Origin of the sequence: Sphingopyxis sp. P8, assembly GCF_020622175.1 — a bacterium.
Taxonomy (GTDB): domain Bacteria; phylum Pseudomonadota; class Alphaproteobacteria; order Sphingomonadales; family Sphingomonadaceae; genus Sphingopyxis; species Sphingopyxis jiangsuensis.
Genome location: NZ_JACNMK010000002.1, coordinates 770,236 through 793,277, shown reverse-complemented (window position 1 = coordinate 793,277; position 23,042 = coordinate 770,236). Strand labels below are relative to the sequence as shown.

Annotated in this window: 23 protein-coding genes; 5 read left to right on the top strand and 18 right to left on the bottom strand. The window is 65.7% G+C overall.

Annotation, left to right across the window (positions count from 1 at the left end):
* Positions 1 to 40 precede the first annotated feature (40 nt).
* The 4 genes from H7692_RS12250 to H7692_RS12235 form a co-directional block, all read right to left on the bottom strand.
* The gene (locus H7692_RS12250) at positions 41 to 733 is read right to left on the bottom strand and encodes a GNAT family N-acetyltransferase (RefSeq protein ID WP_227340241.1); all 693 of its coding nucleotides are present in this window, start codon (positions 731 to 733) and stop codon (positions 41 to 43) included.
* The gene (gene recN / locus H7692_RS12245; protein ID WP_222137012.1) at positions 730 to 2,400 is read right to left on the bottom strand and encodes a DNA repair protein RecN; all 1,671 of its coding nucleotides are present in this window, start codon (positions 2,398 to 2,400) and stop codon (positions 730 to 732) included. The genes H7692_RS12250 and recN overlap by 4 nt, the downstream gene beginning before the upstream one ends.
* Before the next feature lie 134 nt (positions 2,401 to 2,534).
* On the bottom strand, positions 2,535 to 3,329 hold the full coding sequence (locus H7692_RS12240) for an outer membrane protein assembly factor BamD (RefSeq protein ID WP_201928024.1): 795 nt from the start codon (positions 3,327 to 3,329) through the stop codon (positions 2,535 to 2,537).
* Between the two features lie 61 nt (positions 3,330 to 3,390).
* Positions 3,391 to 4,053: a peptidylprolyl isomerase gene (locus tag H7692_RS12235; protein WP_222137011.1), complete on the bottom strand. Its 663-nt coding sequence runs from the start codon at positions 4,051 to 4,053 to the stop codon at positions 3,391 to 3,393.
* 110 nt (positions 4,054 to 4,163) lie between these two features.
* On the opposite strand from H7692_RS12235, the gene H7692_RS12230 reads away from it, so the two are divergent.
* Both H7692_RS12230 and H7692_RS12225 read left to right on the top strand, forming a co-directional pair.
* A complete protein-coding gene (locus H7692_RS12230; protein ID WP_201928026.1) occupies positions 4,164 to 4,526 on the top strand; it encodes an ArsR/SmtB family transcription factor in 363 nt (120 codons plus the stop codon).
* 2 nt (positions 4,527 to 4,528) lie between these two features.
* The gene (locus H7692_RS12225; RefSeq protein ID WP_222137010.1) at positions 4,529 to 5,062 is read left to right on the top strand and encodes an SRPBCC family protein; all 534 of its coding nucleotides are present in this window, start codon (positions 4,529 to 4,531) and stop codon (positions 5,060 to 5,062) included.
* 342 nt (positions 5,063 to 5,404) lie between these two features.
* On the opposite strand, the gene pnp is transcribed toward H7692_RS12225, so the two are convergent.
* From pnp to H7692_RS12195, 6 genes are all read right to left on the bottom strand, one after another.
* Positions 5,405 to 7,711 carry a polyribonucleotide nucleotidyltransferase gene (gene pnp / locus H7692_RS12220; protein ID WP_201928028.1) on the bottom strand — a complete coding sequence of 769 codons (2,307 nt, stop codon included), beginning with the start codon at positions 7,709 to 7,711 and terminating at the stop codon, positions 5,405 to 5,407.
* 290 nt (positions 7,712 to 8,001) lie between these two features.
* Positions 8,002 to 8,271, bottom strand: a complete 270-nt coding sequence (gene rpsO, locus H7692_RS12215; protein WP_201928029.1) for a 30S ribosomal protein S15 — start codon at positions 8,269 to 8,271, stop codon at positions 8,002 to 8,004.
* 25 nt (positions 8,272 to 8,296) lie between these two features.
* Positions 8,297 to 9,253: a tRNA pseudouridine(55) synthase TruB gene (gene truB / locus H7692_RS12210; protein ID WP_227340240.1), complete on the bottom strand. Its 957-nt coding sequence runs from the start codon at positions 9,251 to 9,253 to the stop codon at positions 8,297 to 8,299.
* A gap of 33 nt (positions 9,254 to 9,286) precedes the next feature.
* On the bottom strand, positions 9,287 to 9,709 hold the full coding sequence (locus tag H7692_RS12205; protein WP_222137008.1) for a DUF6491 family protein: 423 nt from the start codon (positions 9,707 to 9,709) through the stop codon (positions 9,287 to 9,289).
* Positions 9,710 to 9,754: 45 nt separating this feature from the next.
* Positions 9,755 to 10,309: a GNAT family N-acetyltransferase gene (locus tag H7692_RS12200; protein WP_227340239.1), complete on the bottom strand. Its 555-nt coding sequence runs from the start codon at positions 10,307 to 10,309 to the stop codon at positions 9,755 to 9,757.
* Entirely contained in the window at positions 10,302 to 10,904 is a 603-nt protein-coding gene (locus H7692_RS12195) for a thymidine kinase (protein WP_227340238.1), read from the bottom strand. The genes H7692_RS12200 and H7692_RS12195 overlap by 8 nt, the downstream gene beginning before the upstream one ends.
* Before the next feature lie 143 nt (positions 10,905 to 11,047).
* Here H7692_RS12195 and H7692_RS12190 point away from each other — a divergent pair, with 143 nt between their 5' ends.
* Positions 11,048 to 12,469 carry a WS/DGAT/MGAT family O-acyltransferase gene (locus H7692_RS12190; protein ID WP_201928033.1) on the top strand — a complete coding sequence of 474 codons (1,422 nt, stop codon included), beginning with the start codon at positions 11,048 to 11,050 and terminating at the stop codon, positions 12,467 to 12,469.
* A 7-nt stretch (positions 12,470 to 12,476) separates the two neighbouring features.
* Here the strand turns inward: H7692_RS12190 and H7692_RS12185 are convergent, their stop codons facing one another.
* Genes H7692_RS12185 through rimP form a run of 7 tightly spaced genes read right to left on the bottom strand, consistent with a single transcriptional unit; the run spans position 12,477 to position 19,467 of the window.
* Positions 12,477 to 13,175: a hypothetical protein gene (locus H7692_RS12185; RefSeq protein ID WP_227340237.1), complete on the bottom strand. Its 699-nt coding sequence runs from the start codon at positions 13,173 to 13,175 to the stop codon at positions 12,477 to 12,479.
* A gap of 5 nt (positions 13,176 to 13,180) precedes the next feature.
* Entirely contained in the window at positions 13,181 to 13,582 is a 402-nt protein-coding gene (gene rbfA / locus H7692_RS12180) for a 30S ribosome-binding factor RbfA (RefSeq protein ID WP_201928035.1), read from the bottom strand.
* Positions 13,583 to 13,624: 42 nt separating this feature from the next.
* Positions 13,625 to 13,921, bottom strand: a complete 297-nt coding sequence (locus H7692_RS12175) for a GIY-YIG nuclease family protein (protein ID WP_201928036.1) — start codon at positions 13,919 to 13,921, stop codon at positions 13,625 to 13,627.
* A gap of 54 nt (positions 13,922 to 13,975) precedes the next feature.
* Positions 13,976 to 16,504: a translation initiation factor IF-2 gene (infB, locus tag H7692_RS12170; protein ID WP_227340236.1), complete on the bottom strand. Its 2,529-nt coding sequence runs from the start codon at positions 16,502 to 16,504 to the stop codon at positions 13,976 to 13,978.
* 17 nt (positions 16,505 to 16,521) lie between these two features.
* Complete coding sequence (locus tag H7692_RS12165; RefSeq protein ID WP_201928038.1) at positions 16,522 to 17,292, bottom strand: DUF448 domain-containing protein; 771 nt, start codon at positions 17,290 to 17,292, stop codon at positions 16,522 to 16,524.
* Positions 17,273 to 18,922, bottom strand: coding sequence for a transcription termination factor NusA (nusA, locus tag H7692_RS12160; RefSeq protein WP_201928039.1), 1,650 nt, complete (start codon positions 18,920 to 18,922; stop codon positions 17,273 to 17,275). Before nusA ends, H7692_RS12165 begins: the two co-directional genes overlap by 20 nt.
* The gene (gene rimP / locus H7692_RS12155; RefSeq protein WP_390881116.1) at positions 18,922 to 19,467 is read right to left on the bottom strand and encodes a ribosome maturation protein RimP; all 546 of its coding nucleotides are present in this window, start codon (positions 19,465 to 19,467) and stop codon (positions 18,922 to 18,924) included. Before rimP ends, nusA begins: the two co-directional genes overlap by 1 nt.
* 216 nt (positions 19,468 to 19,683) lie before the next feature.
* Between rimP and H7692_RS12150 the strand changes: the two genes are divergently transcribed.
* Both H7692_RS12150 and H7692_RS12145 read left to right on the top strand, forming a co-directional pair.
* Positions 19,684 to 20,853 (top strand): cell wall hydrolase, encoded by a 1,170-nt coding sequence (locus H7692_RS12150; RefSeq protein ID WP_227340235.1) that lies wholly within the window; start codon positions 19,684 to 19,686, stop codon positions 20,851 to 20,853.
* Between the two features lie 44 nt (positions 20,854 to 20,897).
* Positions 20,898 to 21,284 (top strand): VOC family protein, encoded by a 387-nt coding sequence (locus tag H7692_RS12145; protein ID WP_227340234.1) that lies wholly within the window; start codon positions 20,898 to 20,900, stop codon positions 21,282 to 21,284.
* Positions 21,285 to 21,323: 39 nt separating this feature from the next.
* On the opposite strand, the gene H7692_RS12140 is transcribed toward H7692_RS12145, so the two are convergent.
* On the bottom strand, positions 21,324 to 23,036 hold the full coding sequence (locus tag H7692_RS12140) for an ATP-binding protein (RefSeq protein ID WP_201928042.1): 1,713 nt from the start codon (positions 23,034 to 23,036) through the stop codon (positions 21,324 to 21,326).
* Positions 23,037 to 23,042: the final 6 nt, after the last annotated feature.

Genomic DNA, 23,042 nt, shown 5'->3' with positions numbered 1-23,042 from the left:
GTCTTTGCCACCGGCGCACAGCGCTTGCGAGGGGCAATTCTCAATCGGTGCTCCGCGCCACCACCAGCGGATGAATTTGCCGCCGGTGCCGAAAGCCCAGCGATTCGTAGAGCGCAATCGCGCCCGCATTGTCGGCATAGCTGTGGAGGAAGGGCGTCTCACCGCGTGCGACCATTGCGCGCATGACATGGCCGATCAGCGCGCGCGCAAGGCCGCGACCGCGGCAATCGGCCCAGGTCGCGACGCCGCTGACTTCGGCCATGCCGGGCATCAGCATCCGCTGCCCCGCCATCGCAAGCAGGCGGCCATTCTCGCGGACACCGAAAAAGGGGCCGTAAAGATGCGTCTTCGGACCCCACGGCCCCGGCTGCGCATGTTCGGCGAGCGCGCGCATCTCGGCAGCGTCGGCCTCGCCGAGCGCGACGATGACGGGCTCGTCGGCGCGCGGCGGGGGCGGCGGGCCTTCGGCGACCATCTGCGCGAGCACCGCGCGCTTGACCTCGCGCGTAGCGGGCGGGAGCGGCGGCGGCGCGCCTTCGACGATCCACAGCTCGCCATCGGCAGGAACGAGCGCCGCGAGCGCCGCCTGCGCCTCCGCCGCCTCGTCCGCCGCCGCGCCGAACGGCCCGTACCCGCGATCAATCCGCACCGCGCGCGCATCGCCCTCGGCCAGATGCGCCTGCCGCCCGGTGAGCATCGACCAGATCGGGCGGTCGAGCGGGTGCGCGATCACGCCGCCACCTCCAGCAACCGCTCCGCCTGCGCCCGTGCCTCTTCCGTCACTTCGGCGCCCGACAGCATGCGCGCGATTTCCTCGCGGCGGCCGGCTTCGTCGAGCGCGTGGACGCTCGTGCGCGTGACCGTTCCTTCGCTCGATTTGGCGATGACGAAATGCGCCGCGCCCTTGGCCGCAACCTGCGGACTGTGCGTCACCGCGAGCAATTGCTTGCCCGCGCCCGCGAGCCGCGCGAGCCGCTCGCCGATCGCGCTCGCAACCGCGCCGCCGACGCCGCGGTCGATTTCGTCGAAGATGATCGTGTCGGCGCCGCCCTCTTCGGCAAGCGCGACCTTGAGCGCGAGGATGAAGCGCGACAATTCGCCGCCGCTCGCGATCTTGGCGAGCGGGGCGAAAGGCGCGCCCGGGTTCGTCGCGATGAGGAATTCGACGCGGTCGATGCCGTCGGCGCCCCAGCGTTCGGCGGGCAGCCGCTCGACGAGCGTCCGGAAGCGCGCGGCGTCGAGTTTCAATGGCGCAAGCTCGCCCGCGACCGCGGCGTCGAGCCGTGCCGCTGCCTTGGCGCGCTGGTCCGACAGCGCGGTCGCGGCGTGGGTGTAGGCGGCGGCGCTTTCGGCGACCGCGGCTTCGAGCTTTGCGAGGCCGGCGCTGCCGCCCTCGATCGCGTCGAGCCGCGCCGCGAGGTCGTCGGTGAGCGCCGCAAGTTCGTCGGGCTGGACGCCATGTTTGCGCGCCATCGCGCGCAGTTCGAACAACCGCGTCTCGGCGGCTTCGAGGCGGTCGGGGTCATATTCCATCGCACGCGCCGCCTCGTGCAATTTCGTCTCGGCCTCGTCGGCGTCGATGATCGCGCGGTCGAGGCTCGCGAGCGCTTCGGCAAGCAGCGGGTGATCGCCCGCGAGCCGGTCGAGCCGCCGCGCCGCGCCGCGCAGCAGCGCCGGGCCGCCCGCGCTGCCGTCGAACGCCTCCATGATCGCGCCAAGGTCGCCCGCGATCCGCTCGCCCTTCTGCATTGCGGCGCGCGCCTCGGCGAGTTCGGCCTCTTCACCCGGCTGCGGCGCGAGCGCGCGAAGCTCGGCGACGCAATGCTCGAGCCATTCGCGGTCGCGCGTCGCCTCGGCAATCGCGGCGCGTGCCGCGGCGAGCCTTTCCTCGGCGGCGCGCCACGCGGCATGCGCGGCGGCGACCGCGCCCGTATCGGCGCGCGCATAGGCATCGAGCAGCGCGCGATGCCCCGCCGGTGCGAGCAGCCCGCGGTCGTCGTGCTGGCCGTGGATTTCGACGAGGTGGCCGCCGACCTCGCGCAGCAGCGCCGCCGAGCAGGGCTGGTCGTTGACGAACGCGCGGCTGCCGCCATCGGCCTTGAGCGTGCGGCGGATCAGCAGCGGTTCGCCGGGGTCGAGCGCAATGTCGTTGTCGGCGAGCAGCGCGGCGAGCGCGGTACCGGACGCAGGCGGCGCGAAGCTCGCGGTCACCTGCGCGCGGTCGGCGCCCTGACGAACGAGTGCGGTGTCGGCGCGCATCCCGAGCGCCAGCCCGAGCGCGTCGAGCAGGATCGACTTGCCCGCCCCTGTCTCACCCGTGAGCACGCCCAGCCCCGCCTCGAATTCGAGGTCGAGCCGCTCGATCAGCACGATGTTGGCGATGGACAAAGCGGTCAGCACGGCACGTCCTTACCGCAGAACAAAGGCAGAATCTATTCGGTAGTAACATGTCGCCCCCGCGCAGGCGGGGGCCGCAGGAAAGGTTACGCAAGAACGACAGCGGCCCCCGCCTGCGCGGGGGCGACGTTCGGGCATCAGGCGGCCGGTGCGTGCTTCTGCATCAGGTCGTAGGCCCGGTCGTACCATTCGCTGCCCGGGTAGTTCGCCCCGAGCACCGCGGCCGACTTCTTGGCTTCGGACGGGATGCCGAGCGCGAGATAGCATTCGGTGAGGCGATAAAGCGCCTCGGGCGCGTGGCTCGTCGTCTGATATTTGTCGGTCACCTCGCGAAAGCGGATCGACGCGGCGAGCCAGTTCGAGCTGCGCTGATAAAAGCGGCCGATCTCCATCTCCTTGCCCGCGAGGTGATCCTGCACCAGGTCGACCTTCAGGCGCGCGTCAGCGGCATAACGGCTGTCGGGATAGCGACGGATGACTTCCCCGAGCGCATTTTTCGCCTGCTCGGTGATCTTCTGGTCGCGGGTGACGTCGCTGATCTGCTCATAATAGCTGAGCCCGATCAGATAATAGGCGTAGGGCGCGTCCTTGTTGCCGGGGTGGATCGACAGGAAGCGCTGCGCCGCCTCGATCGCCGGGGTATATTCGCGGTCCATATAATAGGAAAACGCGCTCATCAGCTGCGCGCGGCGCGCCCAGGGCGAATAGGGATGCTGGCGCTCTACCTCGTCGAACAGCGCGGCGGCGAGGCCATATTGCTGGCGATCGAGCCGCTCCTGCGCCGCCCGATAGAGCGTGCTGACATCGCGCGCGACATAGCGCGTGTCCTTTTTGACCCCGCCGCCACCGGCGCAGGCCGCCAGCAAGGGCGTGATAACAAGAGCGGCGGCGAGCAGGCGCGTCGAGGCGCGCAGGGAGGAACGCTGAGTCATGCGCGCGGTATAGCCACAGCGCCGATGAACGCAAAATAAATGATGGGGGTCCGCCGCGCCTTTATGGCGCCTTGACGACGCAGCCCTGCGGCGCGTCGGCGGGTGCGGGAACGCGGCGTGCGCTCCTGATCGCGACCTGCGGGTCGAGCATCTGGCCGAGCATTACGCCTTCGCCCAGCGTCTCCGAAATCGGCGCGGCGTAGATTTTCTCGGCGACGTCGGCGCCCGCGACCAGTTCGCCGAACACGGCAAAGCCCGCGCCGTCGCCGCCCTGCGCGTCGGCGTCGAAGCCCTTGATGTCGGACAGCAGCACAAAGAAATCGCTCGTCGCATCGCCGGGGTTGAGCCGCGCCATCGACAATGCGCCCTTGCAGTTGGTCAGACCCGTCTGCGTCGTCGGCTCGTGCGCGATGGGCGGGAAGTTGAGCCGCGCGTCGCCGCGATTGCCCGCCTGGACGAGCATGTTCGCCGGCCCCCAGCTGCGCGTCGAGCGATAGAATTTGAAGCCGTCGAGCCGCTTTGCGTCGACGTAGCGGAGGAAATTCCTGGCCGTCACCGGTGCACGCCGATCCTCGATCCGGACGATCATCGTGCCGAGATCGGTGACGAGCGCCACATGCGGACGCGTGTCGGGTTCCACCGCCGGGGCAGCGGGTTCGGGCGCGGGAGGCGTATCGGCGGGCTGGGCGGCAAGCGCGAGCGCCGCGAGGAGAGTCTGCAACATGCCCGTCATTATGCGGTCATCGCGGCAGCGGCGAAAGCCCCAATCGCCCCTCCCGACAATATTCAACCTTATGGTTGACAATACTCGGGCGAAGCAGCATATTTAACCACATGGTTGAACATGATTCGCAGACACTCGACACAGTCTTTCAGGCGCTCGGCGATGCGACGCGGCGCGCGATGCTCGCGCAGCTCGCCGAGGGCGAGAGCACGGTGAGCGCGCTCGCCGAGCCGCATGCCATGTCGCTCGCCGCGGCGTCGAAGCATATCAAGGTGCTCGAACGCGCCGGCATGGTCCGCCGCGAGGTGCGCGGCCGCACGCATATTTGCAGCCTCGAGCCCGCGCCGCTGATGAGCGCCGACCGGTGGATCGGCATGTACCGCCGCTATTGGACCGGCCGCCTCGACGCCCTCGAAGCGCTGCTGCGCGCCGATCCCGCGAAAAATCCCCTCCCCCCGAAAAAAGGAGAATGACGATGACCGCAATGCTTGCCGACGACGCCTATGGCGTCGTGACCGAACCCGCGACGCTGACGCTGCAACGCCTGCTTCCCGGCCCCATCGACCGCGTCTGGTCCTACCTGACCGATGGCGAGCTTCGCCGCCAATGGCTCGCCGCGGGCGCGATGGAAGAAAAGGTCGGCGCGGCGGTCGATTTCGTGTGGCGCAACGACGAGCTGACCGATCCGCCGGGCACGCGCCCCGACGGCTTTGATGCCGAGCATCGCATGACGTGCGAAGTCACCGCGATCGACGCGCCCCACAGCCTGTCGATCACATGGGGCAGCACCGGCGGCGTGACCTTCACGCTGGAGGAGAAAGGCGACGAGGTGCTGCTGATCATCGTCCATCGCCGCATCGAGGACCCGTCGGTCCTGCTCAACGTCAGCGCCGGCTGGCACGCGCATGTCGACGTGCTCGAAGCGCGGCTGCGCGGGACCCGGGCCGCGCCGCACTGGGACAATTGGTCGCAGCTTCGCGCGGTCTATGCCGAGCGGCTGTTCGACTGATTTTGCCCTTGGTCGAAGTCGAGATGTCCATCGGGATAGGCGGTGTATCGATGGGTGTCTCGACTTCACTCTACACGAACGGACACAGGAATGTTGGAAAGCGACCGATTGCGGACATCAGATCCTCCCTGTGCCCCAGGCATGGGGAGGTGGCAGCCCGCAGGGCTGACGGAGGGGCTGATGGCGCAGCGTCGCGGCCCCTCCACCCCTCGCTACGCGAGCGGTCCCCCTCCCCATGGCTTCGCCACAGGGAGGATTTAGCAGCAGCTCCCCACCCCGAAGCCGATATAAAAAAGGGGCCGCTGAACAGCGGCCCCTTTCGTCAATCCGTAACCGGAAAGATCAGTCCTTCAGGAAGTCGGGCACATGGCCCTGATCCTCGGGGACATTGTCGCTGCGTTCGCGGCGCGGACCGCGATCACCGCCATCACGGCGCGGGCCACGGTCGCGGCCGCCACGGCCACGATCACCACGATCGCCGCGGTCGCCGCCGTCACGGCGGGGGCCGCGGTCACCGCGCGGTTCGCGCGCCGGGCGGGTGTCTTCGAGTTCCTCGCCGGTTTCCTGGTCGACGACGCGCATCGACAGGCGGACCTTGCCGCGCGGGTCGATCTCGAGCACCTTGACCTTGACTTCCTGGCCTTCGCTCAGGACGTCGGCGACCTTTTCGACGCGCTCGTTGCGGATTTCGCTGACGTGGACGAGACCGTCCTTGCCGCCCATGAAATTCACGAACGCGCCGAAATCGACGAGGTTGACGACCTTGCCGTCATAGATCTTGCCGACTTCGGCTTCCTCGACGATGCCCGCGATCCACTTGCGCGCGGCCTCGATCTGGTCGAGGTCGCTCGACGAAATCTTGATCAGGCCTTCGTCGTCGATGTCGACCTTGGCGCCGGTGGTCGCGACGATCTCGCGGATCACCTTGCCGCCCGTGCCGATGACATCGCGGATCTTCGCCTTGTCGATCTGCATCGTTTCGATGCGCGGCGCGTGCGCCGACAGCTCGGTGCGGGCTTCGCCCAGCGCCTTTGCCATCTCGCCAAGGATGTGCGCGCGGCCTTCCTTCGCCTGATTGAGCGCGGCCTCGAAGATCTCGCGCGTGATGCCCGCAATCTTGATGTCCATCTGCATCGTGGTGATGCCTTCGGACGTGCCCGCGACCTTGAAGTCCATGTCGCCGAGATGGTCTTCATCGCCCAGGATGTCCGACAGGATCGCATAATCCTTGCCTTCGAGGATCAGGCCCATCGCGATGCCCGACACGGGGCGCTTGATCGGCACGCCGGCGTCCATCATCGACAGCGAACCGCCGCACACCGACGCCATCGACGACGAACCGTTCGATTCGGTGATGTCGCTGGTCAGGCGGATCGTATAGGGGAACTCGTCCTTCGTCGGCAGCACGGGGTGCAGCGCGCGCCACGCGAGCTTGCCGTGACCGACTTCGCGGCGCCCCGGCGCGCCGAAGCGGCCGACTTCACCGACCGAATAGGGCGGGAAGTTATAGTGCAGCATGAAGTGCTGGTACGACAGGCCGTTGAGGCCGTCGATCATCTGCTCCGCATCCTTGGTGCCGAGCGTGCAGGTCGCGATCGTCTGCGTCTCGCCGCGGGTGAACAGCGCCGAGCCGTGGGCGCGGGGCAGGAAGTGCGTTTCGGCGACGATCGGACGAATCTGCGTCGTCGTGCGGCCGTCGATGCGCTTGCCTTCCTTGAGGATGGCGGTGCGGACGATTTCGGCTTCGAGCTTCTTGGTGAGCTTGATGCCCGCCATCACCTGCTGCGGCTCGAGGCCGTCGGCGGTGAACTGTTCCTTCGCCTTCGCGCGCGCTTCGTTGAGCGCGTTCGAGCGCGCCGACTTGTCGGTCAGCTTGTAGGCGGCGGCAATGTCCTTGCCGATCAGCTTCTTGAGCTTGTCCTTGAGCGCGGCATTGTCGTCCGACGATGCGATTTCCCACGGATCCTTGGCGGCCTGTTCGGCAAGGCTGATGATCGCCTTCACGACTTCGCGGCACGCGTCGTGCGCGAACATCACGGCGCCGAGCATGATCTCTTCCGACAGCTCATTGGCTTCGGATTCGACCATCATCACCGCATCGTGCGTCGCGGCAACGACGAGGTCGAGGTCGCCTTCGGCAACCTGCTCGTCGGTCGGGTTGAGGATATATTCGCCGTCGACATAACCGACGCGCGCGGCGCCGATCGGGCCCATGAAGGGCACGCCCGAAATGGTGAGCGCGGCCGACGCCGCGACCATCGCGAGGATGTCGGGCTCATTGTGGCCGTCATAGCTCAGAACCTGGGCGATGGCGTTGATTTCGTTATAGAAACCTTCGGGGAACAGCGGGCGGATCGGACGGTCGATCAGGCGGCTGACCAGCGTTTCCTTTTCGGTCGCGCCGCGTTCGCGCTTGAAGAAGCCGCCCGGGATGCGCCCGGCGGCCGAATATTTTTCCTGATAATGGACGGTGAGCGGGAAGAAATCCTGCCCGTCCTTCACCGACTTCGCGGCGGTCACGGCGCACAGGACGACCGTTTCGCCCAGCGTCGCCATCACGGCGCCGTCGGCCTGGCGGGCAACCTTGCCCGTTTCGAGCGTCAGCGTTTCACCGCCCCACTCGATCGATACTTTTTTCACGTCAAACATGTGGTTTCCTTCGCCCGCCTGGCCCTATGCCGGGCGGGGCCTCTGTTCCGGGCAGTCCGGCCCGGGCGGTGCGGGGCGTCTGTCTGCCCCAAATGGCGAACCCGCCGGATGCGGGCAGCCCCTTGAACAACCCAACGCCGCTCTTCCCGAGAAGCCATTGAGCCTGTCGAATGGCGTCTCGAAGGATCGCAAGGCCCTTCGAGACGGGCCTTCGCCTTCGCTCAGTCCCTCCTCGGGGCGAACGGAGACTTGGTAAGCAAACGGCCCCGGAGCGGGGCCGTCCACCGTCATTATTTGCGAAGACCCAGCTTCGCGATCAGGTCGGCGTAGCGGCCTTCGTCCTTCTTTTTCAGATAGTCGAGGAGGCTGCGACGCTTGTTGACCATCATCAGCAGCCCGCGGCGGCTGTGATTGTCCTTGTGATGCGCCTTGAAATGTTCGGTCAGCGTGTTGATGCGATCGGTGAGGATCGCGACCTGAACTTCGGGCGAACCCGTGTCACCCTTTTCGCGGGCGTGTTCCTTGATGAGTTCGGCCTTGCGTTCGGCAGTAATCGACATGTCATTCTTCCTTCGACATCGATGCTTAGAGATTGAAGCCCCGCACGACCTTCAGCGTTCCCGCCAAAGCCTCCACCAGTGCGACGGGCCGCTTTTGGCTGTCCCGTCCCCAATAGAGCCCGTCCTGCGTGCTTTCCCCGGTCCAGACGCGACCCTGACGGATCGCCCCTGCCGCTTCCGGGGAGAGGTCCAGAGCCGGGATGTCGACCAGCCCTGCCTCCAGCGGCAGAAATATCTCTGATTGCGCGGCCCCTTGGCCGAATGCGTTCAATTTGTCCAGCGAAATCGCCTGATCGAGCGTGAACGGTCCCGCTTTGGTGCGTCGAAGCATAGTGACATGGCCGACAGTTCCGACCGCGCGGGCGATGTCGCGCGCGAGGGAGCGGATATAGGTGCCTTTCGAGACGTGTGCGGTGAGGGTCAGGGATTCGATGCCCCCTCCCCCACCCTCGTCACCCCGGACTTGATCCGGGGTCCATTCGGCGCCCGCGGCAATGGATGCCGGATCAAGTCCGGCATGACGAAGGGAATAAACCGTCACCCCCCGCGCCTTCATCTCGACGGCTTCGCCCTTGCGCGCAAGATCATAGGCGCGCTCGCCATCGATCTTGATCGCCGAATAGGCCGGCGGCACCTGTTCGATCGGCCCGGTGAACTGCGGGAGAACCGCCTCAATCGCCGCCAACGTCGGCCGCACATCGCTTGTCGCCACAACGTCGCCCTCGGCATCCAGGCCCGCGGTCTCGGTCCCGAACTGCACGGTAAAGTCATAAATCTTGCTCGCGTCGAGCATCCGGCCGCAAAGCTTGGTCGCCTCGCCAAGCGCGATCGGGAGAACCCCCGACGCCAGCGGGTCGAGCGTGCCGCCATGGCCGACCTTGACCTTGCCGAGCCCCGCCTCGCGGCACACGCGCTTGACCGCGCCAACCGCCTGCGTCGAGCCGAGGCCCACGGGTTTGTCGAGGATGATCCAGCCGTTCACCTGCGCGCCGCTACGGTGCGCGCGGGCCGCTTGTCAATTTGCCACTGCGTCCTCGGCCGCATCGGCGGTCTTCTTGTCTTCCTTCGACGCACCCTCCTTCGATGGTGGCGGTGCCGAGGTCACGAAGGAGACAAGCGGGCAGCGCTCGCCGCGCACGAGGATGGTGGCGAAGCGGTCAAGTCGATTGACGCCGCGCGAGTCGACCGCAATCTGCGGTGCAAAGTCGATGTCGCGGCAAATTCCGGCGAAGGTTCCATAGAACCAGTCGCCCCGGCGATCCTGCACCCAGATGCCGCGGTCGCGATCGGCGCGCCAGTTGCGGATCGTCGAGTCGCTCGGAAAGACGATGCTGGCTTCTTCGCCGAGCGCGCGCGGCGCCTCGGCGGGCTCGTTGGCCGCCGCTGCCGAAAGGGGTAGCAGCGAAGCGGCCAGGGAGAGTGCGAGTATCTTGTTCATGGCAGCACCTCTATCATGCAGAAGCTGAACCGCCACTGACGGAAATTACGACCGGCCGCGCAGACCGCCCGTCCATTCGTCGGCGAGGATCGACCAGAGCGCGGTGTCGCGGCGGTGCCCCGTCCAGATGATACGCTCGGCGCGCAGCGTCCCTTCCTTGGTACCGCCGAGCTTGGCGACCGCCGCCTGACTGCGCGTGTTGCGTTCATCGATGCGGAATTCGACGCGGCGAAGGCCGACGGAAAAGCCGTGGTCGAGCATCAAGCGCTTGATGCGGCGGTTGATCCCGCTGCCCCGCACATCGGGAACGATATAGCTGTTGCCGACCTCCGCCGTCTGCGCCGACCAGTCGGGACGCAGCCACGCGGTCATGCCGATCAGCCGGTCGCCGTCGAAAATAGCATAGGGCATACGCATGTCATTGCCGATCAGCGCGCTAAAGCTGGCGTCGAAATGATCGGGATCGAAACTCGTTGCGTAGATGGGCCAGATGTCGGCATCGAGCGCGCACGCCGCGCGCAACTCGTCGCGGTGCGCCTCGACCAGCCGGACGAGGCGCAGCGTTCCATCGGCCAGGTCGACATAAAGCCGGTCACGCATCAAAGTTCCTCTGTGCCGCTTCGCGCCGCTTTTGCATGAAATGGCGGCGGCACATCGCGACATAGCGGTCGTTGCCGCCGATCTCGGTCTGCGCGCCCTCGACCACCGCGCGGCCCCGTTCATCGACGCGCAGGTTCATCGTCGCCTTGCGCCCGCATTCGCACACCGCCTTGAGCTCTACGAGCGCGTCGGCGAGACCGAGGAGCGCCGCCGATCCGGGAAAGAGGTTTGCAGCAAAATCGGTGCGCAGACCATAACAGAGCACGGGGATGTTGGCCTCGTCGGCAAGCCGCGCGAGTTGCAGAACTTGCGCGCGCGACAGGAATTGCGCCTCGTCGACGAGCACACAGGCGAGCGGACGGTTGCGATGCTCGGCGGTCACGCCTTCCCAAAGGTCGCTTTCGGGATCGAATTTATGCGCCTCCGCCAGCAGGCCGATCCGGCTGGTGATCTGTCCCGCGCCGTACCGGTCGTCGAGCGCCGCGGTCCACAGCATCGTTTCCATCCCGCGCTCGCGATAGTTGAAATCCGCCTGCAACAGCGTCGTCGACTTGCCGGCATTCATGCTGGCATAATAGAAATAGAGCTTGGCCATTGCGGTGCCGATACTGCGCCGCCCCCGTTTCGCCAATCCTTCTTGTGCGCGGTCGCTCCTCCGCGGCTTTGCTTGACTCGCCACCGGCCCCTGTCATGCTGTGCGCGACAGCAACGCAGCATTTGGACGGGGGAGAGCTGCCGATGCGTCTGATGCCGGTCACCGACGCGATGTTCCTGTGGGGCGAGAGCCGCGAGACGCCGATGCACATCGGCGGCATCAATCTCTATACCTTGCCCGAAGGCGCCGACGAAACCGAATGGCTCCGCGATCAACTGGCCCTGCTGCGCCAGTCGGAAGGATTGCGGCGTCCGTTCAGCGAGGTGCTGAAGCTCACTGCGCTCGGCCAGTACGGTCCGATCCGGCTGGAGCCCGACCGCGACATCGACATGCACTATCATGTCCGCGCCGCAGCGCTGCCCAAACCGGGGCGCTATCGCGAAATGTTCGAGCTGGCATCGCGGCTCCATTCGAGCCTGCTCGACCGCACACGGCCCCTGTGGGAAATCACGCTGATCTCGGGGCTTCCCAACCGCCAGATCGCGACGTTCAAAAAGGTGCACCACGCGCTGATGGACGGCGCGGCGAGCATCCATTTCTATAATTCGATGCTGTCGGCAGACCCCGACGAACGGCGGAGCGCCTCGCCGCTCTCGGTCGAGGCCTATGAAGCCTATAAGCGCCTGTTCCCGCCGCCCAAGAAGCCGCCGCGCCCGAACCTGATGGACATCAAGGCGATCGGCGATTTCCTGAAGGAGCAATGGGGAAACAGCGTCGGGGTGACCAAGGCGCTGAACCAATATCTTGCGGCGATGTTCGGGATCGGCGGCGACGGGCTTGTGACACCTTTTGCGGGCGTGCCGCGCACCAGCTTCAACCGCAATATCACCGGCGCGCGGCGCTTCGTCGCGCAAAGCTGGTCGCTCGATCGCGTGCGCGCGATGGGCAAGGCCTATGACGGCACGATCAACGACGCCGTTCTCGGCATGTGCGCGGGCGCGATGCGGAAATATCTGCAATCGCTGAACGAGCTTCCCGACAAGCCGCTCAAAGCGATGGCGCCGGTGTCGATCCGCCCCGCCGACGACGTCGATTCGGGCAATTCGGTCGCATCGGTGACCGCCAATCTGGCGACGCATATCGACGATCCGGCCACACGAATGGCGATGATCCAGGAATCGATGAACTCGGCAAAAGCGCAGCTCCGCGCGATGACCGCGCAGCAGATCCAGCTTTACACCGCGATCACCAGCTTCCCGATGATGCTCACCGCATTGACGCGCACCGCCGACAAATTTCCGGCCTATTCGGTGACCATCTCCAACGTCCCCGGCCCGCGCGAGCAAATGTACTGGAACGGCGCGCGGCTCGACGGCATGTATCCCGCGAGCATCCCCGTCGACGGCATGGCGATGAACATCACGCAGGTGTCGAACTTCAAGAATATCGATTTCGGCATCACCGCGTGCCGCCGCAGCGTCCCGCACGCGCAGCGGATGATCGATTATCTGGAGGAAGCGCTGGTCGAGCTGGAAGCGGCGGCGGGGATCAAGAAGGGGAAGTAGTCAATCGTCAGGAGACCCAGCTCGGCTGGACGGCTATGACGCGCCATTTTCCACTGACTTTTCGCAGCGCGTAATTTTCCCCGCGTCCGCATAAGTCGCCGCAGATCAGCCCAACCTCCATGAAGGCGATATCGTCGGTGACCCATGGCGCCGAATAAATGCGAAGATGGCGTTCTGGAGTATCCCCGCGCAACATGATCCGACTGCGAGCCTCGTTGGCGTCGAGCCCGGAGGGCGCGATAAAATCGACTTTCGGTCGCGATGCGGCAATTTGTAGTCGCGCCAGCTTTTCAGCGCTTGGAGATTGCAGACGTCGAATGTCGATGATTTTGGGAAGCGGATTATCTGCATTGATCCCCTGATGGCTTTCCAAGTTTACGCCCGCGTCGTGCCACGACGCCACCAGTAAACGTCCGGCATTCTCACCCAAGTTCACGTCAAGTATCACGCAATCTTCGGTCGCCTCGACCGCGCCGCACGCCTTGGTCTCGATGAACTTGATATGGTCGGACTTTGCGGATTCGGGCAGCAGCGGCACCGATTGGCCACCAGCCTCGGCATTGCTTATCAACAGATTATAGTCGGCGGCAGCTTCTAGGATGTCGAGCGCATCTTTGTGCGACGGTCGCACGAACTCCGGCGACAGAAAAGCAGGCGATAATGCCGCACCGATCGCCACCAGTGTGGCAACGACGAGCGGCGCCACCTGCCTCATTCGCCCTCGCCGCGCTCCAAGTCCCGTGCGACCTTCGGGTCGCGCAGCAGGGCGTCGATGTGCGTCGCCTCGTCGAAGCTTTCGTCGGGCAGGAATTTCAACTTCGCGGCATATTTCATGCGGATGCGGTGCGCGACCTCGCGCTGGAGGTAGGCGGTGTTGGTGCGTAGCGCCTTGATCACCGCTTCCTCGTCCTTGCCGAGCAGCGGCTTCACGAACACCGTCGCATGGCGGAGGTCGGGCGACATGCGCACTTCGGTCACGCTGACCGGATGCCTGGTGAGCAGATCGTCGTGGACGTCGCCGCGCGCGAGGATTTCGGACAGGATATGCCGCACCTGTTCGCCCACGCGCAAAACCCGGACCGAGGGGCCGTCCGATTTTTCGTTATGACGCATTCCACCCTCCAAGTGCCCCCGCGAAGGCGGGGGTCCAGAGCGTCACGGCGTCAGCGTCGGGTATAAATCGTTCCACAGCGGATTCATCTCTTCAATCGCGCGCAGTTTCCAGGCGCGTTTCCATTTCTTCATACGCAGTTCGTAAACGCGCGCATCCTGAATATCATCAAAGGCCGCAAACCAGACAAGCGATTTGCAGCCATAATCGCGGGCAAAACCTGCGACGACGCCTTCACGATGCTCCCACGCTCGCTTCGCAAGGTTGCTTGTGACGCCGATATAGATGGTGCCGTTTCGGGCGCTGGCCATGATATAAACATAGCCCGGCCTCGACCCCATCTATCGTGGCTCCATGCCGCTCTGGGCCCCCGCCTTCGCGGGGGCACAAAGAGGTTACAGCGTCCGTTCGCGCAATTCGACCTCGAACACTTCCAGATTGTCGCCCGCCTTGATGTCGTTGGTATCCGACAGCACGACACCGCACTCGAGACCCGCGCGCACTTCGGCAACGTCGTCCTTGAAGCGGCGGAGCGAGGCGATCGTCGTTGCCGAAACGATGACGTCGTCGCGCGTGAGACGCGCGTGGAGCCCCTTGCGGATCGAGCCTTCGAGCACGAGCAGGCCTGCGGCCTTGTCGCGCTTGCCCGCCGGGAAGACTTCCTTGACCTCGGCGCGGCCGACGACGGTTTCGACGCGTTCGGGGCCGAGCTCGCCCGCCATCTCCTTCGCGACCTCCTCGGTCAGGTGATAGATGACGTCATAGTACATGAAGCGCACTTTTTCGCGGTTCGCGATCTCGCGCGCCTTCGCGTTCGGACGAACGTTGAAGCCGATGATCGGCGCGTTGGTCGCGGCCGCGAGCGTGACATCGCTTTCGGTGATCGCGCCGGCGCCCGAATGCAGCACACGGACGCGGATTTCGTCGGTCGACAGCTTGTTGAGCGCGTTGACGATCGCCTCGACGCTGCCCTGCACATCGCCCTTGATGACCACCGGATATTCGATGACATTGGCCTTGTCGGCGAGCGCCGAGAACATGCCCTCGAGGCTGACCGGCGCCTGCGCCGTCCGCTTCTTGAGCGCCTGTTCCTGGCGATAGGCCGCAACTTCGCGCGCGCGCGCCTCGTTGTCGACGACGACGAGCGTGTCGCCCGCCATCGGCACGCCGCCGAGGCCGAGCACCTCGACCGGCATCGACGGGCCGGCTTCCTTGACCTGCTGACCCTGATCGTTGACGAGCGCACGGACGCGGCCGCTTTCTGCGCCGCAGACAAAGATGTCGCCGACGCGCAGCGTGCCGCGGCGAACGAGGATCGTCGCGACCGGGCCGCGGCCCTTGTCGAGCTTTGCCTCGACCACCGTGCCTTCGGCGTTGCGGTCGGGGTTCGCCTTCAGTTCCATGATCTCGGCCTGCAGCGCGATCGCGTCGAGCAGCTTGTCGAGATTGGTCTTCTTGAGCGCCGACACCTCGACATCCTGCACTTCGCCGCCCATCGCCTCGACGATGATCTCGTGCTCGAGCAGGCGTTCGCGCACGCGCTGCGGGTTCGCGCCTTCCTTGTCGATCTTGTTGATCGCAACGATGATCGGCACGCCCGCCGCCTTGGCATGATTGATCGACTCGATCGACTGCGGTTTCAGCCCGTCGTCGGCCGCGACCACGAGAATCGCGACGTCGGTGACATTCGCACCGCGCGCGCGCATCTCGGTGAACGCTTCGTGGCCCGGCGTATCGAGAAAGGTGACGATCGAGCCGTCAGGAGTCTTCACCTGATAGGCGCCGATATGCTGCGTAATGCCGCCCGCCTCACCGGCCTGCACATTCGCGCCGCGCAGCGCGTCGAGCAGGCTGGTCTTGCCGTGGTCGACGTGGCCCATGATCGTGACCACCGGCGCACGCGGTTGCAGCTTTGCCGGATCGTCGACGTCCATATCGTGACGGATGTCGATGTCGGCTTCGCTCACGCGTTTGATTTCATGCCCGAATTCGGTGACGAGCAGTTCGGCGGTATCCTGGTCGATCGTCTGGTTGACGGTCACCGGCATGCCCATCTTGAACAACGCCTTCACCAGGTCGGCGCCCTTTTCGGCCATGCGGTTCGCGAGTTCCTGCACGGTGATCGTGTCGGGCACCACAACCTCACGCACCTGCTTCTCGCGCGGCCCGCTCGACACCTGGTGCGAACGCTTTTCCTTTTCGCGCGCACGCTTGAGCGCGGCGAGGCTGCGCGCACGCGCGCCTTCATCCTCGTTGAGCGCGCGGGTGACGGTGAGCTTGCCCGACTGGCGGCGGTGGTCACCGCGATGTTCTTTCTTTTGCTCGGGACGCTTCGGTTCGGAACGTTTCGGCGCCTCGACCGGCGTGAAGCGGCGCGGCGCAGGCGCGGTGCTTGCCGGGCGCGCGGCGGCGACTTCTTCGCTCTTGTCCGCGGCAGGCGCTTCGTCGGCTGGCGTCGCGGGCGCCTCGGGAGCCGGCGCGGGTTCGACCTTGGCTTCCTTCGCCTTTTCCTCGCGCGCTTCGGCGGCGCGAGCCTTTTCCACTTCGATCGCTTTCGCACGCTCGGCCTCTTCGCGGCGGCGCGCTTCCTCGAGCGCGGCGAGGCGCGCCTCTTCGGCCTCGCGCAGCAACTGCGCCTGGCGTTCCTGACGCGTCATCAGGCTGTCGGCCTTGGGCGCGGCAGGCTTCGGCGCAGGCGCCGGGGCGGGTGCAGGAGCAGGGGCGGGCGTAGCCTGTGCCTCTTCGGCCTCTGTGGCCGGCGGCGTTTCGCCCGGGCGGCCAAGCACACGGCGGCGCTTCACCTCGACGACCACCGTATTGCGGCGCCCGTGGCTGAATTGCTGCTGCACCTGTCCGGCCTCGACCGTCCGCTTCAGCCCGAGGGGCTTGCGGCTGAGGGTCGGCTTGTCCTGTTCGTCACTCATCGAAACTCATCATTCCTTCAAATATCGCCCGAAATCGGCCGTAGTTCGGCAGAATCCGCGGACGCCGCCCCATTTCCCGCTGCACGGGATATCATGTCGGAAGCGCGGCTCGCCGCGTCCCTACTCCATCCGGTGAAAAACTGCCAGCGGCTCAAATGCGCCAGCACCCGGTCGGCGGCGCGGGCGTCGGTCACACCCAAATGCACCGCGTTCTCGCGCCCCAATGCCATAGATAGGGTGCCGCGGTCCACCGGCAAGGTCAGCCCCTCGCGGCCCGACCCTTCGTCGTCCTCGCCAACCCGCCATGCCTGCGCCAGTTTCTTGCGTCCGTCCTCGCCCGCGTCGGCCGCGTGGAGGAGCAAGCGGACCTGGCCGCGCCGCGCCGCCTGCTCGATTTTCTCGTTACCCGAAATCAGGGTGCCCGAACGCGATTCGAGCCCGAGCCGGTCGAGCGTCGCGCGTGCGAGCTGTGCCTCGATGCGCGCACCGAGGTCGTCGGGAATCGAAAAATCGCCGGTGTGCAAGGCGCGCGCGAGCCCTCCCTTGAGCTTGCCCTTTGCCTGCGCCGCCTCGAGCGCGGCACGATCGACGCCGATCCACGCGCCGCGCCCCGGCGCCTTGGCATGGACGTCGGGCGCGATGGTGCCGTCGGGGCCGAGCGCGAGGCGCACGAGCCGGTGCGCCGGCGCAACCTCGCCGGTCACCACACAGCGCCTTTCGGGCACGTGCTTCCCGCGCTTCCCCGCGCGGCCGGTTTCGCTCAGCTGATCATTGCGCGGGGTCCGCATCGGCGGCCTCCCCGGTTTGCGGTTCTGCCGAAGCTTCGGCTTCTGCCGGCGCGGCTTCGGGTTCGTCGTCGAACCAGTGCGCGCGCGCCGCCATGATGATCTCGTTACCCTGCTCTTCGCTCAGGCCATATTCGCCGAGCACGCCGCCCTTGTCCTCGGCGCGCTCGCTGCGCGGCGGGCCGCGGCGGTTGTCGCTGCGCTTCTTGGCGATGAGTTCGTCGGTCGCGAGGTCGGCAAGATCGTCGAGCGTCTTGATCCCCGCCTTGCCGAGCACGACCAGCATCGCTTCGGTGAGGTGCGGGATTTCGGCGAGTGCATCCTCGACGCCGAGTTCGCGGCGTTCGGTGCGCGCAGCCTCTTCGCGGCGCTCGAGCGCTTCGCCGGCGCGGCTCTGCAGCTCTTCGGCGAGTTCTTCGTCAAAGCCTTCGATGCCCGCCAGTTCCTCGAGCGGAACATAGGCAACTTCCTCGAGTTCGCCGAAGCCCTCTGCGACGAGGAGCTGCGCGAGCGTTTCGTCGACGTCGAGTTCTTCCTGGAACATCGTCGAGCGTTCGACGAATTCGCGCTGGCGCTTCTCGCTCGCGTCGGCCTCGGTCATGATGTCGATCTGCTTGCCGGTCAGCTGGCTCGCGAGGCGGACGTTCTGGCCGCGGCGACCGATGGCGAGGCTGAGCTGGTCGTCGGGAACGACGACTTCGATGCGCCCGTCATCCTCGTCGATGACGACGCGCTGCACCGTCGCGGGCTGAAGCGCGTTGACGACGAAGGTCGCGGTGTCTTCGGACCAGGGGATGATGTCGATCTTTTCGCCCTGCATTTCCTGGACGACCGCCTGCACGCGGCTGCCCTTCATGCCGACGCACGCGCCGACGGGGTCGATCGAGCCGTCATAGCTGATGACGCCGATCTTCGCGCGGCTGCCCGGATCGCGCGCCGCGGCCTTGATCTCGATGATGCCGTCGTAGATTTCGGGGACTTCCTGCGCGAACAGCTTTTTCATGAAATCGGGGTGCGCGCGCGACAGGAAAATCTGCGGGCCGCGGTTTTCGCGGCGCACCGACAGGATGATCGCGCGGACGCGGTCGCCGACGCGCATCAGTTCGCGCGGGATCTGCTGGTCGCGGCGGATCACGCCCTCGGCGCGGCCGAGGTTGACGACGATGTGGCCGAATTCGACCGACTTGACGACGCCGGTGATGATTTCGCCGCCGCGGTCCTTGAACTCTTCGAACTGGCGTTCGCGGTCGGCTTCGCGGACCTTCTGGAAAATCACCTGCTTCGCCGACTGCGCGTCGATGCGGCCAAGGTCGACCGCAGGGAGCGGGTCGACGATGAAGTCGCCGATCTTCGCATCCTTCTGCAGCTTCTGGCCCTGCGCGAGATCGACCTGCTTGAAATAATCCTCGACCTGCTCGACGACCTCGACGACGCGCCACAGACGCAGGTCGCCGGTTTGCGGGTCAAGCTTGGCGCGAATGTCGTTCTCGGCGCCATAGCGGGCGCGCGCGGCGCGCTGGATCGCTTCCTCGATCGCCTCGATGACGATGCCCTTGTCGATCATCTTCTCGCTGGCGACGCTGTTCGCGATCGCAAGCAGCTCGGCCTTGTTGGCGGAAATGGCAGTGGCCATCAGTCCTGTCCTTCTTCTTCCATTTCGTCGGCGCCTTCGGTCGAAAGCGGGACGGTTGCAGCTATTAATTTGTCGGTGAGGACGAGCTTTGCCGTGTCGATCGCGTCGAACGGCAGCTTGTGTTCGACCTCTTCCTTGTCGATCACCGTGACGAGGTCGCCATCGATACCGACGAGCGTACCGTTGAACCGCTGGCGCCCGTCCAGCTTTTCCTTGAGCGAAATCTTTGCCTCATGCCCCGCCCAGTCGGCGAAGTCGGCGGGGCGCGTCAGCGGCCGGTCGATGCCGGGCGACGAAACCTCGAGCCGATAGGCGCCTTCGATCGGGTCCTTCCCCGCTTCCTCGAGCGCATCGAGCCTTTCGGAGATACGGCGCGACAGGCCGGCGCAATCGTCGATCGTCAGCTGGCGCGTCTCGGGCCGCTCGGCCATCACCTGCAACGTCGGATCGCTCTCTCCCCCAAAGAAGGCAACGCGCACGAGCGCGAGGCCCATCGCCTCGGCTTCGGGCGCGATAATCGCATCAAGGGCTTCAAAATCGACCAAATCCATGTCCCAATCGGCAGACCGGGAACCATGCGCTTTTGGCCGCCGCGGCCCGCGGCCCCGACGTCCTAACTGGTTCACCATGTCTAGGAGTGAGCGTGCATATAGGCGCAACGCGGCGGGTCGGCAAGCGGGAATCGGCGGCACATCTGCGATGCGCGCAATCGGGACGTCGCAACGCTTTGTTCGCGACTCATCGGCTAGGCTGTTGCGGCAATGGCTGCGCGAATCGCTCGCGGCGGCCCGAACTGGATATTCGACGCACGCATGAAGCCCGAACTCGCCCTTTCCGCTCCCTCGGCGTGGCTCGACCCCGCGGCGGCGCCCGCAACGCCGGGGCGGAGCTTTTGGGCTGCGTTCGCTGCGGTCGTAACAGTCGCGAGCCTCGTGCTCGTGCTTTCGACCGGGCAGTTCCGGCCGCGCGGCCTTGGCCCCTACAGCGTTTCCGTACCGGTCGATTTCGCGCCCTATGACCCGGCGCGCTGGGCGATCATGAATGCGGGAGACTATGAAGCGGCGCTCAAAATCGACCCGACATTGCCCGACCCGCGCAGCATCGACTGGAGCGACGCCGCCCCTGAACCACCTGCCGACCCGCTGCTCCTCCGCGACGAGGCGCTCGCCGGCCCTCCGGCGAAAAGCTATGCGTTCCAAGGCGTTACTGCGCTCGACCGCGAACGCGCGCATTATTGCCTGACTGCCGCCATCTATTACGAAGCCGCATCGGAAAGCGACGACGGGATGCGCGGCGTCGCGCAAACGGTGCTCAATCGCGTGCGTCATCCGAGCTTTCCTTCGACCGTGTGCGGCGTCGTGTTCCAGGGGTCACAGCGCGCGGGCGTGTGCCAGTTCACATTCAGCTGCGACGGCGCGATGGCGCGGACGCCCGAGCGCCGCAACTGGCTGCGCGCGAGCCGCGTCGCCTCGGCGGCGCTCGGCGGCACCGTGTTTCCGAAAGTAGGGCTCGCGACGCACTATCATACCACCGCAATCTGGCCGCGTTGGGGCAAGAGCCTCGTCATGACCAATATCGTCGGCGCCCATATCTTTCACCGCTGGCGCGGCCGTTGGGGGATGCCCGATGCGTTCCGCGTACCCTATTCGGGGCGCGAGCCGGTGCCCGGACCCTATCTGCCGGTCGCGCAGCAGGTCGCGATCCTGAAGGGACAGGGACTTGCTCCCGGCGCGGGACCGGTTGCTGCCGCAACCGCGGCCCCGCTTCCCGACACGGCAGCAGCGCCTTTGCCGGGCGCGATGTCGCCGCCCGCTTCGGTTGCATCGCCGCAGCCCGCCGTGGCCCCACCGCCAACCTATACCGACGCACGGCTCAATCAGTCGGGCGACGTGCGCGAGGAATATCGCAAGAGCGGAGAGTGGATTCGCTGAACCTTCGCGCCTAGTCTCCCTCTTCGCGGTAGCAGGAGACTGGCATGGGACATGTTAAAGGCATAGGCGGGCTGTTCTTTCGGGCGCAGGACCCCGACGCGCTCAACCGCTGGTATCGCGAGCGGCTGGGGGTCGGGGCGGGTTGCAGCGCAGAGGCCGACGGCCCGGTCGACGAATGGAGCTGGAGCGTCGCCGCCGGCCCGCTCGTCTTCGCGCCGTTCAAGGCCGACACCGACTATTTCGCGCCCGACCGGCAATATATGGTCAATTTGCGGGTCGACGATCTCGATGCCGTGCTCGCGCCATTTCGGGCAGCGGGCGAGGAAATCATCACCAAGGACGAATGGAACGACCCCGCCATCGGGCGCTTCGCACGCGTCCACGACCCCGAGGGCAATCCGATCGAGCTTTGGGAGCCGCCGAAAGGGTAGCTTCGCTGCGCTCGCAATGACGGGAATTGACGCGGGGCTTTACCGCCCCTGGCTGCGCCAGCGTTTGACGACGCGCTCGAGGATTTCCGCCTCGCCGCCCGTTTCGCGCCACAGTTTCGAGAAGAGCGGGTCGCTCGATGCCGGGCGTTTGTCCTCTTCGAGCGTGTCGAGATAGACGCGGATCGGGATCGCGACACCTTCGCCGCAGACGATGCACTCGCGGTTGCGCAGCGCCGGGATCGAGTCGATGAAGCCGCGCGCGCCTTCGGGCATCGCCGCCTTCACATATTGCTGGTCGCGATCGTTGTTGAGGCGCATCGAAATGATCGTGCCGCACTGCGACAGCACGCCTTCGGCAAGGTCCGACGGGCGCTGGGTGATGAGGCCCAGCGACACGCCATACTTACGGCCTTCCTTGGCAATCCGCTCGAGGATCTTGCGAACCGACTGACCCTGGCCGATGTCCTTTGAGGGGATGTAACGGTGCGCCTCTTCGCAAACGAGCAGGATCGGGCGTTGCGGCTCGCCGCGCGACCAGATCGCATAGTCGAAGGTCAGGCGTGACAGGACGGCGACCACCACCGACGTGATGTCGGAGGGGACGCCCGACACGTCGATGATCGAGATCGGCCGGCCGTCCGAAGGCAGGCGGAAAATCTTGCCGATGAAATTGGCCATCGTGTCGGCGACGAGCATGCCGGAGAACATGAAATTATAGCGCGGGTCGGCACGCATTTCCTCGATCTTGCCCTTGATGCGCATGAAGGGGGCCGAGGAGGTCGCCTTGTCGAGCTTGCCCATTTCGTTCTGAAGAATATTGAGCAGGTCGGAGAGCAGATAGGGGATCGGCGAGTCGACCGTGATCTTCGTCATCCCTTCGGCGAGCCGGTTCTTTTGCCGCGCCTGCAGCAGGCAGCGCGCAAGCACGTCGCAGTCGGTCTGGCGATCGCGTCCCTGCGCGGTGACGAACACCTCGCAATGTTCTTCGAAATTCATCAGCCAATAGGGCATGGCAAGGTTGTCGACGTCGAACAGCGCGCCGGTCCCCTTGAACGCCGCCGAATATTCGCCGTGCGGGTCGATCATGACAATATGGCCCTGCGGGGCGAGTTCGCAGATCTTGTGCAGGATCAATGCGGCGCTGGTCGATTTGCCGGTGCCGGTCGAACCAAGGAGAGCGAAATGCTTGCCGAGCATGGCGTCGACATAGAGCGATCCGCGAATATCCTTGGTCGGATACACCGTCCCGATTTCGACGTGCGCGCGTTCGTCCGCGGCGTAGATTTGTTTGAGGTCGTGGCTGGTCGCGGCATAGACTTGGCTGCCGGGGATCGGATAGCGCGTCACACCGCGGCGGAAGTTGTGGATGCGGCCGGTGATCTTTTCTTCTTCGCCTTCACCGAGGAAATCGATGGTCGCGACGATCAGGCCTTCGCCCTGTTGATGCAATTGCTGATCGCGGATGCTGGCGATAAGCCAGATGTTGCCAACACGGATCTTGACCTGCGCGCCGACCTGACCGGCCATTGCGACGGCGGGGTCGGTCGAACTGGTCAATTGGCCGATGGTCTTTGAATCGAGCAGGATTCGCGAATCCGACCCTGAAATATCAATGACTTCGCCGATAAGCAGCTCGTCGCGGTGATGATTGGCGATTGGCGCAACGGGCGTTACCGTGCCGCCGCCGGCGAGCCGCACATGCTGCGCCGCCGTTGAATCCCCCGCCGCGAAACCGCTGCCATGCATATCCATATCGTG

Coding starts and splice junctions, on each gene's coding strand:
- H7692_RS12240 (WP_201928024.1), bottom strand. CDS start 3,329: ATGACTCAGCGTTCCTCCCTGCGCGCCTCGACGCGCCTGCTCGCCGCC.
- H7692_RS12235 (WP_222137011.1), bottom strand. CDS start 4,053: ATGTTGCAGACTCTCCTCGCGGCGCTCGCGCTTGCCGCCCAGCCCGCC.
- H7692_RS12230 (WP_201928026.1), top strand. CDS start 4,164: ATGGTTGAACATGATTCGCAGACACTCGACACAGTCTTTCAGGCGCTC.
- H7692_RS12225 (WP_222137010.1), top strand. CDS start 4,529: ATGACCGCAATGCTTGCCGACGACGCCTATGGCGTCGTGACCGAACCC.
- pnp (WP_201928028.1), bottom strand. CDS start 7,711: ATGTTTGACGTGAAAAAAGTATCGATCGAGTGGGGCGGTGAAACGCTG.
- rpsO (WP_201928029.1), bottom strand. CDS start 8,271: ATGTCGATTACTGCCGAACGCAAGGCCGAACTCATCAAGGAACACGCC.
- H7692_RS12205 (WP_222137008.1), bottom strand. CDS start 9,709: ATGAACAAGATACTCGCACTCTCCCTGGCCGCTTCGCTGCTACCCCTT.
- H7692_RS12200 (WP_227340239.1), bottom strand. CDS start 10,309: ATGCGTGACCGGCTTTATGTCGACCTGGCCGATGGAACGCTGCGCCTC.
- H7692_RS12195 (WP_227340238.1), bottom strand. CDS start 10,904: ATGGCCAAGCTCTATTTCTATTATGCCAGCATGAATGCCGGCAAGTCG.
- H7692_RS12190 (WP_201928033.1), top strand. CDS start 11,048: ATGCGTCTGATGCCGGTCACCGACGCGATGTTCCTGTGGGGCGAGAGC.
- rbfA (WP_201928035.1), bottom strand. CDS start 13,582: ATGCGTCATAACGAAAAATCGGACGGCCCCTCGGTCCGGGTTTTGCGC.
- H7692_RS12175 (WP_201928036.1), bottom strand. CDS start 13,921: ATGGGGTCGAGGCCGGGCTATGTTTATATCATGGCCAGCGCCCGAAAC.
- infB (WP_227340236.1), bottom strand. CDS start 16,504: ATGAGTGACGAACAGGACAAGCCGACCCTCAGCCGCAAGCCCCTCGGG.
- H7692_RS12165 (WP_201928038.1), bottom strand. CDS start 17,292: ATGCGGACCCCGCGCAATGATCAGCTGAGCGAAACCGGCCGCGCGGGG.
- nusA (WP_201928039.1), bottom strand. CDS start 18,922: ATGGCCACTGCCATTTCCGCCAACAAGGCCGAGCTGCTTGCGATCGCG.
- H7692_RS12150 (WP_227340235.1), top strand. CDS start 19,684: ATGGCTGCGCGAATCGCTCGCGGCGGCCCGAACTGGATATTCGACGCA.
- H7692_RS12145 (WP_227340234.1), top strand. CDS start 20,898: ATGGGACATGTTAAAGGCATAGGCGGGCTGTTCTTTCGGGCGCAGGAC.
- H7692_RS12140 (WP_201928042.1), bottom strand. CDS start 23,036: ATGGATATGCATGGCAGCGGTTTCGCGGCGGGGGATTCAACGGCGGCG.